The following is a 14,759-nucleotide window of genomic DNA, read 5'->3' on the forward strand; positions in this document are numbered from 1 at the left end:
TGAAAGGCAGGGGTATCCATGATGGTAGACCTCAAGGAGATGGCCTACTTCAAGATTAGCCTTTCAACACGTAATTGGGACAGAGCCTTTTGTTTTCGGCTCTGATGGACCTGGTCCTTGTTGGGCAGGGACCCATGGTTGGGCTGGCAGCCTTAGTGCTGCTGGTAGCGGGTGTCGGTCAGGGTGACGGCGGGGAAGGTCTTGCCGTTCTCGATGGCTGCTTTTGTTTCAATTTTCACCTGTTCGTCAATCCAGAACAGGCCGCCATAGCTATAGCCACTATTTCCGCCATCAAGGGGCCAGTAGAGCAGCTCGCTCTTGGGGGTTGCCGGCACCTTGGGCAGTTTTATCCAGCGCCAGGCCCCTTCCCGGGTATAGGGCACCTGATAGGCTGGCACGAAGCTGGCCAGCTCGTAGAGCCGCTGCTGGATCTGCCGTGACAGGGTCGCCTTTTTGGCAAAATCGAACTCTTTGTCGTACTGATCCACCAGTGCCGTGATGGCCTCGTCATCTATGTTCATGATGTTGTTGGTCTGGGGCTTGTTGGCATTGACCTTGTGGAAGAACTCCCAATAGGCTGGATAGCGACTACCCGACCATGCCATCCAGGCGCTCTGGTGCTTCTTCTCCAGCATGGATTTGAAGCCGGCCGAGGCATCCATCAGGTTGAGTTCCAGATTGAGCCCCGCCTTCTTGGCCTCTTCTCGCAGCAGGGTGAGGCGCTGGGCATGTTCCGCCGTGGTGTAGGTGATGCTCAGGGTCAGCGGCTGCCCCTGATCGTTTTGCAGGGTGCCGTCGGGGCCGGGTTTGGTGAAACCGGCCTTGGCGAAGTAGTTGCGCGCAAGCTGGGGATCAAACGGGCGGGCCTTGAGCTCGGTGTTGGTGAAATCCCCCTGGCCGGAGCCGTAGCTGTTGAGGCGCTGGTAGTCCCCCCGCAGCAGGGTGGTGAGCATCTTGTCGAGGTTGAGAGCGTGCTGGATGCCGAGCCGCACGTTGAGGTCGCGCAGCAGCGGGTCGGCGGTGTTGAGATAGAGTCCCATGGGGGATTGGGGAGTCTGGTTGTAGAACCAGCGCCGCTCGATATAACCCTTCTCGAACTCGGCAGTTTTGGTCTTGTCGTGCCACCAGTTGGGCATGACCAGCGGGAAGGTATCCAGCTCGCCGCGCAAGAAATGCTGCCAGGCGATGTTTTGATCCCGCAGCACTTTGATTTCTATCCTGTCCGGATTGAAGCGGTGCTGGAAGTATCGCTCATCATTCCCCCACCAATCCTTGATCCGCACTAGGCTGACCGACTTGCCCTTCTTCACCTCGCCGAGTTGATAGGGGCCAGTGACTGGCAATATCTTCCAGTTGTACTCCTTGACCCAGTTGCCGGTGAGCGTGATGGCGTGGCTCGGCTCCGGGCTGAACGGCAAGGACTCCAGCAGATCTTGCCGGCTTTTCTCGCTGCCGCTGGTGATGGCGAGGGTACGGTCATCGAAGCGGGTCACCCCTGTGATCTGGGTGCTGTAGTAGTTGTTGTACCAGGGATCGTTTATCTCCTTGCTGCGCATCATCTTGAGGGTAAACACCCAATCATCGGCGGTGACGGGCTGGCCATCCGACCAGCGTACCTTGGGGTTGATGCGAAAGTAGAGGGTCTTGTTGTCGGCACCGAAGGCCCACTCATTTGCCAGCATGGGAATGGGGTTGCCGGTGACCGGATGGGTGCTCAACAGCGGCAGATTGGTCTCCCTGACATAACCGGCAAACCCGCCATTGGAGTCGGGGCCGAATTTGCGCAGGGTTAGTGGAAAGCTCTGGATAAAGCCGTGGAAGGTGCCGCCCCGTCTGGCGGCCGGATCGGCGTAGACAGGATCCGTGTTGTTGCTCTCCCACTTGAGATCAGCCGGCAGAGTGGCGCTCCAGCCAAGCTGGCACCAGCACAGGGTCAAGGTGATGGCGGCAGTACGAATAAGGGGTGGGACGGGGTTGACCCCGGCTGAGGCTGTCGATGGCATATCCTTGCTCTCTCCTGATGCAGGTCACGCTCTGGTGATGCGAGTCCCGATGGGGACTGGCTCATGATGGAAATTTTCACCAGCCGGGTCAATGGTGTGCGGCAAATAACCGGATGACCATCAAGGCGCCGTCTCTTGCGTGAACCAGCGCAGCCGGCCACCCAGCAGATGTACCACGAAGCCGAGCAACACCAGACCAGATCCCAGCCACTGCAAGGGGGTGGGGTGTTCATCGAGCAGCAGGGCGGCCGCTACCATGCCGACACAGGGCACCAGCAGGGAGAGTGGCGCCACCTGCGCCACCGGATAGCGCATCAGCAGCCGGCCCCACAGGCCGTAACCGAGCCAGGTGGCGACCAGCGAAAGGTAGAGCACGCACAGCAGCCCCTGCCAGCTGAAATTGAGCAGGCTGGCGGCAATCAGCTCCGGCCCTTCGAACAGCCAGGAGAGCGCGAAGAAGGGCAGTATGGGCACCAGGCCGCCCCAGGCGATGAGGCTGGGCAGGGAGGTTTGATAGCGCAGACCAATCTGGCGATTGATGACGTTGCCAAGGCCCCAGCAGGCGGCCGCGCACAGCGTCAAGACGAACCCGAGCAGGGTCAGGTTGCCCTCGCCATGGGTGGCGATGAGATAGAGACCGGCGCCCGCCAGCGGCAACGCTACCCAGTGGTGGGGCTGCCAGCGCTCCCCCAGCCAGAGCATGGCGAACAGCAGGGTGAACACCACTTGGGATTGCAGCACCAGCGAGGCCATGCCCGCCGGCATACCGAACTTCATGGCGCAAAACAGGAAGGCAAACTGCCCCAGACTGATGGCGCCGCCATAGGCCAGCAGCCAACGCCAGGGCATGGCGGGTCTGGGGACCAGCAAAATAGCAGGGAAGACGACCCCGACGAAACGCAGCGCCCCCAGCAGCAGCGGTGGTATCCCCTCCAACCCCCACTTGATCGCCACGAAGTTGAGTCCCCAGCAGAGGATGACCAGGGCGGCCAGACACTTGTCCTTGGTTTGCATACTCAGTCCTTGTCATCAGCGAAATGGCGATCCGCGTTGCGCGGGCGGATCGGCAAGTGGACGAGCATACCCCTGAGAGGGTGGCTGGCGTCAAGCCGCCAGGCGGGGGCGCGGGTCCAGGCGGCGAGCCGCAATGACAGGTTCAGGCGGTGACGCAATGCAGGGTGATGCCGCGGGCCACGATGGCGGCGCGCATGGGGGCGGGCAGCGCATCGTCGGTGACCAGCAGGCTGATCTGGCCCGGCGCACCCAGCTGGCTGGGGTGGATGGCGCCAAATTTGCTGCTGTCGGTGATGACCACATTGGTCATCCTCTTGGCCAGCACGCTGTTGACCACGTCGGCCCGCATCATGTCGCGGCTGGTGAAGCCCACTTCGGGGTGAAAACCGTCGACCCCGATGAAGGCCTTGGAGAAGTGCACCTGTTCGATGCACAGCCTGGTCAGCGGCCCCACCACGCTCTCGCTCTGATGCTGGAACAGCCCGCCGAGCAGCACCACCTGAGCCGGGGTGTCTTTGAGCAGATGGGCGATATAGCTGCTGATGGTGATGATGGTGACCCGTTTGTGCAGGGCAAGGTGGCGAGCCAACATGGCGTTGGCGCTGCCCCCTTCGATAAAGACCGTCTCGCCATCTTCCACCAGCTGGGCGGCCCGTTCGGCGAGGCGCTCCTTGAGCAGGTAGTTGATGTTCATTCGGGCATCCGGGTCATCGGTCTCCAGTGCCATGGCCGAGCCGTGCACCCGTCTGAGCAGTCCCTGTTTCTCCAGCGCGGTGAGGTCGTTGCGCACCGTCACCTCTGACACCCCTGTGTGCCGGGACAGCTCTGCCACGCTCATCTTGCGGGCCTGATGGACCAGGGTGAGGATCAGTTGGTGGCGTGGATTCATGGTGTGCTCGCATGCAAGATGGTGGATAGCGGCAAGCCACCCGTGGGGTGGCTTGCCAATCATAGGACGGCACAGTGCCATCGAAAGGGCCCCGTCAGAGACTATGCTCGGTGCGGGCGATGATATCATCTTGTGCATCCGGGGATAAGGCGGTGAAGAAGGCGGAGTAACCGGCCACCCGCACCACCAGATCCCGGTACTGATCCGGATGGGCCTTGGCTGCCAGCAGGGTTTCGCGCGAGACGATGTTGTACTGCACGTGCCACCCCTTGTGCACCTCGAAGAAGGTGCGCAGCAGGCTCATCAGCTTGGCCTTGTCCCGATCATTTTCAAGGCTGGCCGGACTGAGCTTCTGGTTGAGCAGCACGCCGCCGAGGATCGCCGCCGTGGGCAGTTTGCCGATGGAGTTGAATACCGCCGTGGGGCCGAGGCGATCCGAGCCCGAGGCGGGGCTGGCCCCTTCCGCCAGCGGGGTGCGGGCGTGGCGGCCATCCGGGGTGGCCAGGGTGGCCGCACCAAACGGCACGTTGGCCGAGATGGAGGAGGTGCCCGCATAGTAGGTGCCGCCAATGGGGCCGCGGCCGAAGCGGGTGTTGTGCAATCCTTTTAGCTCGTCGATGTAGCTCTGGTAGGCCTGTACCAGCAGCAGGTCTACCTCGTCCAGATCGTTGCCATATTTGGGGGCGGCGTTGGTGAGGCGCTGGCGCAACTGCTCCCCCGCCAGCCCGGCAAAGTCTTGCTCCAGCGCGGCAGCCAGTTCGGCCTGATCCACCACACCCTGTTCGAACACCAGTTTCTTCAGGGCCGCCAGACTGTTGCCGAGGTTGGCGATCCCCACCTGCAGACCGGAGACCCAGTCATAGACGGCGCCCCCCTCCTTGACGGTCTTGCCGCGTTCGATACAGTCATCTACCAGCGTGCTGCAGAGGATGTCGTGGGCCTGCGCTTCCAGCACGCTGTCGACCACGCAGTCGATCTCGATGGATTTGCGGGTGAAGTAGCGTACCTGCTCATCCCAGCGGGCCATCACCTCGTCAAAGTTGCCAAAGCTCCCGTCTCGCAGCGACTGGGGCTGGGGCAGGAATACTTTGCCGGTGGTGGCATCGCGGCCGCCATCGAGGGAGGCCAGCAGGATACGGGCGAAGTTGATAAAGCTCATGCCGGTGCAGCGGTAGCCCCACTTGCCGGGCACGGCGGTCTCGATGCAGCCGATGGCGGCATAGTGGTGGGCATCCTCCACGCTCACCCCGAGCTTGATGAACTCGGGGATCACCACCTCGTCGTTGTTGAAGGCGGGCATGCCGAAGCCGCAGCGGATCACCTGAATGCAGGCGTCGAGGAAATCCTCGCTCATCCCTGCGTGGTAGCGCACCGAGAGGTTGGGTTGGGTGGATCGCAGCTGGCCGCAGGACTCCAGAATCGCATAGGAGAGGCCGTTGACCGCGTCATGGGCAGCGCCATCCCGCCAGTTCTGGCCACCGATGGTGACGTTTTGATAGAGCGGACTGCCGGCGGAGGCCTTGGAGTGGGTGCCGGAGCGGATCTTGTTCACCTCCAGCAACTTGAGCCAGCATCCTTGCAGCAGTTCGATGGCGCGGGGGCGTGACAGGGATTCCGACAGCTCAACTTCGCGGCGATACCAGGGGTAGAGGTATTGATCCATCCGGCCGAACGACACCGAGTGGCCGTTGGATTCGATCTGCAGGATGAGCTGGATAAAGTAGCAAAGCTGCAGCGCCTGCCAGAAGGTCTCGGGAGGCTGGTGGGCGATGTGGGCGCAGTTCAGCGCCATGATCTGCAGCTCGGCTTGACGATCTTGTCGTGATTCCTGCTGGGCCATCTCGCCGGCCAGGGTGGCGTAGCGCCCGATGTGATCGCTGACCGCCTCCAGGGTGATGGCGACGGCGTGCAGGAACTGCTCGCGCTGCAGATCGGCCCAATCCGCCAGATCCAGCCGACTGCGCCGCTCGGCCACCTTGGCCTTGAAGCCATCGAGCCCCAGCGTGAGCAGCTCCTCGTAGTTGACCGCGAGGTGGGCATCCCCCGAGGTCATGTTGCCCTCGGCCTTGATGATGCCGCTCTCCAGCAGCGCTTTCTGCTCGTCGGTAAAGAGGCCGAAGCAGCGATCCTGCACCGTCTGGCCGCGCCAGAAGGGGGTGAGGGCATGGATGATCGCCTTGTCGGTTTCGCTGACCGCAAAGCCGGCACCGGGTCTGTCTGCCAGCTCGTCGATCTCCTTCTCGATCCAGCTCACCGTGTATTCGGGAAAGAGCGGCGCCGCCCGTACCTGACTGGCCTGATTGCCGACGATAAGTTCGTCGTGCTTGATCCAGATGGTGCGTTCCTTGAGGTGATGAGCCAGCGCCAGGGCGCGGCGCACCGGCAGCGGGCGGGCGAGATGAGCCTGATAGGCTTGCGTGTAGTGGTGGGCACGCTCGGTGCAGACCGGTGGCTGAACGATGTGGATCAGGCTCTCCTTGTGGGCGCGGATCCGCGGGCTGAGGGTATGGAGGTCGAGCTGGGTCATGATCTTATCCTCTGGTCACAGGGGTCAGCCCCTGACGTTGGGCGTATGCGTGGGCGAAGCGGAGTAAATCGGGGTCGTCGAGCGGTGTCTCCGGTGCCTGATAGGGCAGATCCAGCAGGGCATATTTGCCCATCCCCAGCGTGTGGTAGGGGAGGAAGTGGATCTCCTGCACCGTGCCGAGGCTGGCGGCGGTGTCGGTGATGGCTTCGATTGATGTGCGGTCGGCATTGAAGCCGGGAATGAGCGGTACCCGGATCTGCATCGGCACACCGCGCTCGGCGAGGCGTTTGAGGTTCACGATGGGCAATTCCACCTTGCCGCGGGTCCAGTGGAAGAAGCGTTCTTTATCCACGTGTTTGAGATCCGCCAGCACCAGATCCAGCGAGGGGAGGCTTGGCTCAATCTGGTGCCAGGGCACATGCAGGCAGCTCTCGACCGCGGTGTGCAGCCCTTGTGCCTTGCAACGGGCCAGCAGGGCAGCGGCAAAGTCGGGCTGCATAAAAGGCTCGCCACCGGAGAGGGTGACGCCACCGCCGCTGCGCTCGAAGAAGGGGCGATCCCGCAGTATGGTGTCCATCAGGGTGTCCAGCGTTTCATCCCGGCCGCACACCTGTAGCGCTTCGCTGGGGCAGAGACCGCGCAGCCGCTCCATATCCTGAATACTGAGGGCTGAACGGGTGAGCTGGATGCCCTCGCTGTCACGCAAGATTGCCGGACAGGCCTGGCTGCAGAGCTGGCATCCCTCGATGCATTGGCGCCGGTCGAGTAGTATGTCCGGCTTGGGAGAGCGGCTCTCCGGGTTTTGACACCACAGACAGGCCAGCGAACACCCCTTGAGAAATACCAGGGTGCGAATGCCGGGGCCATCGTGGGTTGAATATCGTTGCAGGTCGAAAATCATACCGCCTCCTTTTATTTTTCATTCTATTTGCTTTCATTCGAAAGTTGATTTGATTTCGATCAAGCAATTTGCAGATGTTTTATCGCTAGAATGGCGACATATTGAACATCCCGTTAAGGAGTTAGAGATGGAGCTGTATCTCGATACCGCCGATGTGGCGGCAGTGCGTCGCTGGTCACGGATCCTGCCGTTGGCCGGTGTCACCACCAATCCTTCCATTACTGCCGCCGGGGGATTGCCGCTGAGCGAGCTGCTGCCCGCCCTGCGCGACGTGCTGGGGCCCAAGGCTCGCTTGTTTGCCCAGGTGATGGCCAAAACCGAAACCGAGATGGTGCGTGAGGCGTTCGCCCTGCGTGAGCTGGACCCCGATCTGGTGATCAAGATCCCGGTATGCGCAGAGGGGTTGGCGGCGATCAAGAGCCTGACCGCCAACGGTGTGCCGACTCTGGGCACGGCGGTCTATACCCCGTTGCAAGGCTGGCTGGCGGCGGTAGCGGGGGCGGAATATGTCGCGCCTTACGTCAACCGGCTGGATGCTCAGGGCGGCGATGGCATCGCCACAGTGCAAGAGCTGCAACAGCTGCTGGCGCTGCATGCACCAAAAAGCAAGGTGCTGGCGGCGTCATTCCGTACTCCCCGTCAGGCCCTCGACTGCCTGCTGGCCGGTTGCCAATCCATCACACTGCCACTCGACGTGGCCGAGCAGTTGCTGAACGTACCCGCGGTGGATGCGGCATTGGCGAAGTTTGATCAGGATTGGCAACGGGCCTTTGCCTGAGGTCAGCGGCCGGATTGAGGGGGTGTAGAGGAGGGGTGGCGGGCGGACTAAGCTATAAGAGACAACCCGGTGTGACGGGCTGATGTCGATGGCTTATCGGAGGTGCCTCATGAGCGACCATACCCTGTTGCCCCATGGTGAAGATCTGCGTCGCGCAGTGCGCTGGCTCGGCGAGCACCATCAACACGACATCCGGGCCATCGAAGAGGCCTGCATCCGCTTTGATCTGTCGCCGCTGGATGAGGAATTTCTCATCCAGCATTGTGTCGAGCGGTCCCGGGAGGGTGGGAGCAATTAGACGAAGTTGGCGAGGCTGATGCCGAACTCCTTGGGATCGACTGTGCTTTCTATGCTCTCCTGTACCCCCGACTTTGCCAGATCCAGCCACTGCACCTCGAGGTAGTGGCGCTGGGTGGCGTGATAGATCACCTTCACCACCGGTTTGAGCGGTTCATGGGGATTGCGCTGCATGACGATGGCCAGCCGCTGGTTGGAGAGCTGCACCAGGGTACCCACCGGATAGACTCCCATGCACTTGATGAACTTGGTCACCAGCACCCGATCGAAATGGTGGTCGGCCCCCTTGAGCAGGATCCGGAACGCCTGAGTCGGCTGCATCCCCTGCTTGTAGACCCGATCCGCCGTCACGGCGTCGTAGACATCGACAATGCCGCTCATGCGGGTATGGAGGGAGAGTTGATCTCCTTTGAGGTGGCGGGGATAACCCGTGCCATCGAGTCGCTCGTGGTGATTGGCGGCGACTTCCAGCATGGTGGCCGTGATACCGGGGGTATGGCTGAGGATGTCGTAACTGTGCACCACATGCTGTCGCATCACGGTGAACTCTTCATCGGTCAGCTTGCCCGGTTTGTTGAGCACCTCGTCCGGGGTCATGATCTTGCCCACATCGTGCAGCAAGCCCCCCAGCGTCAGCTCCTTGAGCACGCTGCGATCCAGGTCCAGATAGCGGCCGAAGTTGGCCAGCAGGATGGCCACGTTCATGGAGTGCTCCATCAGGTAGGCATCCTTGGCACGAATGCGTGCCAGGCAGAGCATGGCATCGCCGTGGGTGAACATGGTGTCCACCATCTCTTCGGCCACTGCCGCCAACGGCGTGATGTCGATGGGCTCACCCGCCTTGAGATGACGGATGAATTTGCCCTGCAGCTCGCGGGCTTCCTGATAAAGGCGGCGGATCTTGAGTTCACGGCCCTCACCGCTCGCACTGCCTGCCGGGCGCTGTGATGACGCAGACAAGGCGGCCGGGTCGGGGGAGATGATCTGTTCTATGCCGGGCAGCTTGCTGCGGGCGAGATCCACGCGCACTGTGAGCACACCGCGCCGGACCAGATCATCAATCTGCTGGCGGGTGGTCACCAGCCCCATCTGGGCGATCTCCATGCCGCCTGTCTGGCTGATGATGGCGATCACATACATGCCGGTTTGCAGCTGGTTGACGGGAATGACGGGGTGAGGAGTGTGCGACTTCATACGGCTTCCTGACGTTATTATTATGCGGAACGTTAGACCCTCTGCAGGCAGTCTAACACCCGCGCCTGGCTTCGTCATGACGACATGGTCTGCATCGCCACCGCTTAGTGCTGGAGTTGTGGGCCTTGCCCTATATAATGGCGCCCCTTTATTGATGGACTCTGAGGTTGTGCATGCGGCTCGATAAATTTCTTTGCGATTGTTCCGATTTGACCCGGTCCCTGGCGGGCAAGCTGATCCGGCAGGGAGAGGTCACGGTGGACGGCATAGTGGTCAAACAACCCGCTTTTCACATCAACGAGCAGAGCCAGGTCGAATTCGATGGCGTCACGCTGACGCTGGATCAGCGCAATCGCTACTTCATGCTGCACAAACCGGAAGGGTACGTCTGCTCCAACGAAGACCCGGATCACCCGACCGTCTTCTTTCTGATGGACGAGCCCGCCATGGGCAAGCTGCACGTGGTTGGCCGACTGGATCTCGACACCACGGGTCTGGTGCTGGTCACCGACGATGGCAAATGGTCCCACCGCATCACCTCGCCACGCCATGAGTGTGCCAAGACCTATCATGTCTGGCTGGCCGACCCCGTGCATCAGGATGCCATCTCCTTGTTTGCCGATGGAGTCTTCCTGCGCAACGAATCCGAGAAGACCCGTCCCGCCCAGCTGGAAATTCTGGGGGAGTGCGAGGCCCGCCTCACCATCCATGAAGGCAAATATCATCAGGTGAAGCGGATGTTTGCTTCCATTGGCAACAAGGTGGTGGGGCTGCATCGGGAGCAGATCGGTGCACTGGCGCTGGATGAGGCGTTGGCACCGGGCGAATACCGCGAGCTGACGGCCGAGGAAATCGCCCAGTTCTAGTCACCCGACCCGGCAATCAAGATCCGGTTACGTCGCCATGGAGTTGATCGAACCTGCGGGCGAAATTTGGTCGCAGGTTGGATTAATGAAGCGTATGCGGACGATAGTTCAAACCCTGCGTTGATGTCGGGCCATCTTACCCGGCTCCCAGCACCATGGCCGTACCCAGAGTGGCCAGCAGGGCGCCAGCCCAGGCCGCCAGCGAAGGGCGCTGACCCGAGTGCCACCACAGCAGGGGCAGCAGAATGACAGGGGTGGTGGAGGAGAGGATCGCCACCATGCCGACGTCCCCCTGACGCAAGGCGACCAGAATGAGCGTCATCCCCATGGCCATCGCCAGGAAGCCGTTGATGCCAATCATCCCCAGTACCTGACGGTTGATGGGGTTGTGCGGCAGTGACAGCGGCACCCGCAGCGCCCGCAAGGTGCAGTGGGCCAACAGGGCGCTGCCCATGCGGATGCCGGAGGCGCTCACCGCATCCACGCTGCCGCTCATCATCACGGGCTTGGCGATGATGGCGCCCAGGCTCTGGCAGAAGGCGGCCGTCAGACCCAGACCTATGCCGATGGCGAGATGCCCGCGCACCTGTTCCCACTCGTTGTGCTCATTGCCGCCACGCCGGCCGAATAAAATGGCGAGCATGACGCCGGCAAACACCAGCAAGGCCCCCACCAGTCGCCAGCCACCGAGCTGCTCGCCAAACAACCAGAGGCCGAGCAGGGCGGAGAAGAGGGCATGGCAGGAGAACAGCAGGCCGCTGCGCCTGGGGCCCAGCCGGTTCATGCAGGCAAACAGGGCGGTATCGCCGACGAAGATGCCGATAAGGCCCGACAATGCCAGCAGGGGCAGGGCGCTCTCGGTGAGAGATTGCCAGCCGCCGGTGGCGAGGCTGACGGAGCCCAGCATTAGGCTGACCAGAAACATGCGCCAGCGACTGTAGGCAAACGCTCCCAGGTGACGGGCCGGTTTGACGGAAATCAGGGCCGCCACTGCCCACAAACTGGCCGCAGCCAGCGCCAGCCACTCATACCCCATAACAACTCCTGAAAATGTAGCTAAATCGAAAGACGCATCAGGCCGTTACCGGCGACAGCCATTCGCACTTCATAAAAAACTACAGAAAAAAATAGCCCGAAAGACTCCATCTCTTGAGCAAGCCCGATACAATACGGGGCGTCTTCGGGGATAACAAGCGCAGCATCATGCATTCGTATTCAGGCGAGCAGCCGGCCTTCCCCCTTCTTGAAATAAAGTGAATTGAACGAGGTTTATGTCATGGTTTTTTGCCCCGCTTCCCGGCCAGCCCGTCGCTGGCTCTCTCCCTTGCTGCTGGGTCTGTTGATGGCCCCTTCAGTGCAGGCCACCACTGTGTCCCAAGAGCCCGCGTTGTCGGACCGCCAGACTCTGGTCAAGGGCAACGGCGCCGAGCCGGAATCCCTCGACCCTGCCCAGATCCGCTCCGGTTTCCCCGGCGAAGTGGTGCTGGTGGACTTGTTCGAGGGGCTGGTGAGCGAAGATGGGCAGGGGCGGATCGTGCCGGCCCAGGCCCAGCGCTGGGAGACCAGCGAGGATGGGCTGGTCTGGCGCTTCTTCCTGCGCCCGCAGCTCAAGTGGTCCAACGGCGAACCGCTCGGCGCGCAGGATTTTGTCTATGCCTGGCGGCGACTGCTGGATCCGGCGCAGGGCTCCCCGTCTGCCGGGTTGCTGCTGGCGACCGGCATCAACAATGCCCAGTCCATCTACGCAGGGGCGCTGGATCTCAATACCCTGGGGGTGGAGGCCGAGAGCGAGCAGATCCTGAAAGTGACCCTGGAGCGGCCTGTGCCCTATTTCCTGCAGCTGATAAGCCAGCGTCCCTTCGTGCCGGTCAACGAGAAGGCCATCAGCCAGTTTGGCAAGCAGTGGACCCAGCCGGGCAAGCTGGTCAGCAATGGCGCCTACAAGCTGGTGAACTGGGTGCCCAACGAGCGCATCGAGGCGGAGCGCAACGTCCAGTATTGGGATGATGCTCATACCCGGATCCTGCGGGTTACCTATTTGCCGCTTGCCTCCCAGCACGCCGAGCGACTGCGCTACGAGGCTGGCGAGATCCAGCTCACCAACAAGGTGGCGCTGGAGTATTACCAGAAGACCAAAGACGCGACTCCCGAGCGGATCTGGGGCCTGCCGCTGCTCGGCACCTATCTCTATACCTTCAACCTGCGTCGCCCCGAGTTGCAGGATGTGCGGGTGCGTCAGGCGCTGGCCATGACCATAGATCGCCATTTGCTGACCGAGAAGGTCAGCGGCCAGGGTGAGCAAGCCGCCTGGTCGCTGCTGCCCACCATGCCGGGTTATGAGGCGTTGAGCTCACCACTGGCTTTGCAGGATCAGCCGACCCGGCTGGCCAGGGCGAGCGCGCTGCTGGCACAGGCTGGTTACAACAGCGCCCATCCCCTCAAGCTGACTCTGACCTACAACACCTCCGAAAATCACAAGAAGCTGGCACTGGCGGTAGCTTCCATGTGGAAGCCGCTGGGGGTGGAAGTGGCGCTCAACAACATGGAGTGGAACGCCTATCAGGTGGCCAAAGACAGCGGGGACTTCATGCTGGCCCGCTCCTTCCTGTTCGGGGATTACGTGGAGCCCTCATCCATGCTCAACAGCTTCCGTTGCCAGGATCCCCAGAACGAGAGCGGCTACTGCAATCCGGCCTTTGACGGCCTGTTGCAACAGGCCTCGGACACCCTGGATGGTAACGTCAGGACCGGGCTCTACCGTCAGGCCGAGCAGTTGCTGATGGACGAGATGCCCGCCATTCCCGTCTATCACTACAACCAGATGCGGTTGGTGGATCCCACCCTGCGTGGCCTGCCCGTTCAGAATCTCAAGGGGGCGATTGCCACCAAGGACCTCTATTTCAGCCAGCCGTGAGGAGCATGTGATGAAGATTGCCATTATTTCGGACCTGCACGGCAGCCTGAGTGCCTTGGAACAGGTACTTGACCAGCTTGCCGCCTGGCAGCCGGATCACTACCTGTTGCTCGGCGACGTGCTCAACCACGGCCCGCGCAACCCGGTCCCGCCGGGTTATGCCCCCGCCGCCGTGGCCGATCGGCTCAATCAGCTGGCGCCGCAGATCATGGCGGTGCGTGGCAATTGCGACTCGGAAGTGGATCAGATGCTGCTGGATTTCCCCATGATGGCCCCCTACAACCAGTTGCTGGTGGATGGCCGGCGCTGGTTTGTCAGCCATGGTCATCTCTATCGCCCGGAAGCGGTGCCGCTGCCGGCAGGCAGCCTGTTCATCAGCGGCCATACCCATCTGCCCATGTTGCAGCGGGAAGGGGTGCTGGTGCTGATGAATCCAGGATCCATCTGTTTTCCACGGGGGGAGCTGGCGGCAACTTATGGCCGTTATGAAGATGGAGTATTGAGCATTCATGCCTGTGCAGATAGCGAGACCTTGCTGCGTCTGACCTTGTAAGGTGTGTGACGAAGGCGCTGATCAGGATGGCTGTGAGGGAAAACTGGAAGCGAGAAGAAAGGGATCAGGCCTTGATGCCGAATGAGCGGGTACCGGAGCGGGTATTGCCCTTGGCGTCATAGGTCAGGGAGTTGCGATCGCGCAACTTGCTGAGGAAGCTTGCCAGTCTGCGGTTGGAGACGATGCTGAGCTCGAGCAGGCGACCATTGAGATCATTTTGTTCCTGGCAGGCATCGAGCTTTTTACGCAGGCGATGCATTTGCTCGGGAAAGGCATTGAGCTGTAGTTGCAGCTCGGGCATCTGGGCCAGGGTCTGATCCAGCACTTCAATATCGGCAAGCAGTTTCTGCTTGCGCTCTGCCAGCTCGGGTAGTGCCAAGGCCTGGTGTTGCTTGAGCAGGTTGAATTCCTCCTCCAGCAAACCTTTCATCTGGGAGAGGTATTCATCTTGGGTATGCAGCAGCGAAGGTAAATCCATCATCCCAGCAGCTTGTCCAGATTGGATTCAAAGCTGAACATCTTCTTGGCCACAGCTTCGCTGTTGACCTGATATTCACCATTGGCCACGGCTTTCTTCAAGCTCTCGACCCGACTCTCATTGCCGGTAGTCGAGGTCGCGTTGAGGTTTTTCTGCATCTGTTGCAATTGCTGCGCCTCATTGGTCAAGGAGACGGAGTCAGTCTTGACGGTCGCCGCACGGTTGTCGGGGGACGAGGTCGCTGGTTTGGTATTGGCACCCTGGCTGCTCCCGGTATTTTGCAACCGGTTGTTCGCCAAGTTGTTGATATTGTTAATAGCCATAGTGTTTACCTTCGTCTGCTTT

14 protein-coding genes are annotated in these 14,759 nt (G+C 61.2%); 5 read left to right on the forward strand and 9 right to left on the reverse strand.

Annotated features, from left to right (window positions below; genetic code table 11):
* Positions 1–152: 152 nt before the first annotated feature.
* From ACW5XD_RS16185 to ACW5XD_RS16205, 5 genes are all read right to left on the reverse strand, one after another.
* A complete protein-coding gene (locus ACW5XD_RS16185; RefSeq protein ID WP_456495734.1) occupies positions 153–2,003 on the reverse strand; it encodes an extracellular solute-binding protein in 1,851 nt (616 codons plus the stop codon).
* Between the two features lie 120 nt (positions 2,004–2,123).
* Positions 2,124–3,017 (reverse strand): EamA family transporter, encoded by an 894-nt coding sequence (locus ACW5XD_RS16190; RefSeq protein ID WP_456495735.1) that lies wholly within the window; start codon positions 3,015–3,017, stop codon positions 2,124–2,126.
* Positions 3,018–3,159: 142 nt separating this feature from the next.
* Positions 3,160–3,906: a DeoR family transcriptional regulator gene (locus ACW5XD_RS16195; RefSeq protein WP_456495736.1), complete on the reverse strand. Its 747-nt coding sequence runs from the start codon at positions 3,904–3,906 to the stop codon at positions 3,160–3,162.
* A 94-nt stretch (positions 3,907–4,000) separates the two neighbouring features.
* The gene (locus tag ACW5XD_RS16200; RefSeq protein ID WP_456495737.1) at positions 4,001–6,433 is read right to left on the reverse strand and encodes a formate C-acetyltransferase/glycerol dehydratase family glycyl radical enzyme; all 2,433 of its coding nucleotides are present in this window, start codon (positions 6,431–6,433) and stop codon (positions 4,001–4,003) included.
* Between the two features lie 4 nt (positions 6,434–6,437).
* Positions 6,438–7,334 carry a glycyl-radical enzyme activating protein gene (locus tag ACW5XD_RS16205; RefSeq protein ID WP_456495738.1) on the reverse strand — a complete coding sequence of 299 codons (897 nt, stop codon included), beginning with the start codon at positions 7,332–7,334 and terminating at the stop codon, positions 6,438–6,440.
* 127 nt (positions 7,335–7,461) lie between these two features.
* Here ACW5XD_RS16205 and fsa point away from each other — a divergent pair, with 127 nt between their 5' ends.
* Positions 7,462–8,112: a fructose-6-phosphate aldolase gene (fsa, locus tag ACW5XD_RS16210; protein ID WP_456495739.1), complete on the forward strand. Its 651-nt coding sequence runs from the start codon at positions 7,462–7,464 to the stop codon at positions 8,110–8,112.
* 109 nt (positions 8,113–8,221) lie between these two features.
* Positions 8,222–8,410 carry a hypothetical protein gene (locus ACW5XD_RS16215; RefSeq protein WP_456495740.1) on the forward strand — a complete coding sequence of 63 codons (189 nt, stop codon included), beginning with the start codon at positions 8,222–8,224 and terminating at the stop codon, positions 8,408–8,410.
* On the opposite strand, the gene ACW5XD_RS16220 is transcribed toward ACW5XD_RS16215, so the two are convergent.
* Positions 8,407–9,603: an HD-GYP domain-containing protein gene (locus ACW5XD_RS16220; RefSeq protein ID WP_456495741.1), complete on the reverse strand. Its 1,197-nt coding sequence runs from the start codon at positions 9,601–9,603 to the stop codon at positions 8,407–8,409. The two genes, ACW5XD_RS16215 and ACW5XD_RS16220, sit on opposite strands and share 4 nt — an antisense overlap.
* A 173-nt stretch (positions 9,604–9,776) precedes the next feature.
* Between ACW5XD_RS16220 and rsuA the strand changes: the two genes are divergently transcribed.
* The gene (gene rsuA / locus ACW5XD_RS16225) at positions 9,777–10,469 is read left to right on the forward strand and encodes a 16S rRNA pseudouridine(516) synthase RsuA (protein WP_456495742.1); all 693 of its coding nucleotides are present in this window, start codon (positions 9,777–9,779) and stop codon (positions 10,467–10,469) included.
* Positions 10,470–10,605: 136 nt separating this feature from the next.
* Here rsuA and ACW5XD_RS16230 read toward each other — a convergent pair whose 3' ends face one another.
* Complete coding sequence (locus ACW5XD_RS16230) at positions 10,606–11,505, reverse strand: DMT family transporter (RefSeq protein ID WP_456495743.1); 900 nt, start codon at positions 11,503–11,505, stop codon at positions 10,606–10,608.
* A gap of 240 nt (positions 11,506–11,745) precedes the next feature.
* Here ACW5XD_RS16230 and ACW5XD_RS16235 point away from each other — a divergent pair, with 240 nt between their 5' ends.
* Both ACW5XD_RS16235 and yfcE read left to right on the forward strand, forming a co-directional pair.
* Complete coding sequence (locus ACW5XD_RS16235) at positions 11,746–13,383, forward strand: peptide ABC transporter substrate-binding protein (protein WP_456495744.1); 1,638 nt, start codon at positions 11,746–11,748, stop codon at positions 13,381–13,383.
* A 10-nt stretch (positions 13,384–13,393) separates the two neighbouring features.
* On the forward strand, positions 13,394–13,936 hold the full coding sequence (yfcE, locus tag ACW5XD_RS16240; RefSeq protein ID WP_456495745.1) for a phosphodiesterase: 543 nt from the start codon (positions 13,394–13,396) through the stop codon (positions 13,934–13,936).
* A 64-nt stretch (positions 13,937–14,000) separates the two neighbouring features.
* On the opposite strand, the gene ACW5XD_RS16245 is transcribed toward yfcE, so the two are convergent.
* On the reverse strand, positions 14,001–14,417 hold the full coding sequence (locus ACW5XD_RS16245) for a flagella synthesis protein FlgN (RefSeq protein ID WP_456495746.1): 417 nt from the start codon (positions 14,415–14,417) through the stop codon (positions 14,001–14,003).
* Positions 14,414–14,737, reverse strand: coding sequence for a flagellar biosynthesis anti-sigma factor FlgM (gene flgM, locus ACW5XD_RS16250; RefSeq protein ID WP_456495747.1), 324 nt, complete (start codon positions 14,735–14,737; stop codon positions 14,414–14,416). The genes ACW5XD_RS16245 and flgM overlap by 4 nt, the downstream gene beginning before the upstream one ends.
* Positions 14,738–14,759: the final 22 nt, after the last annotated feature.

The sequence above is a fragment of the Aeromonas enterica genome, assembly GCF_054052465.1.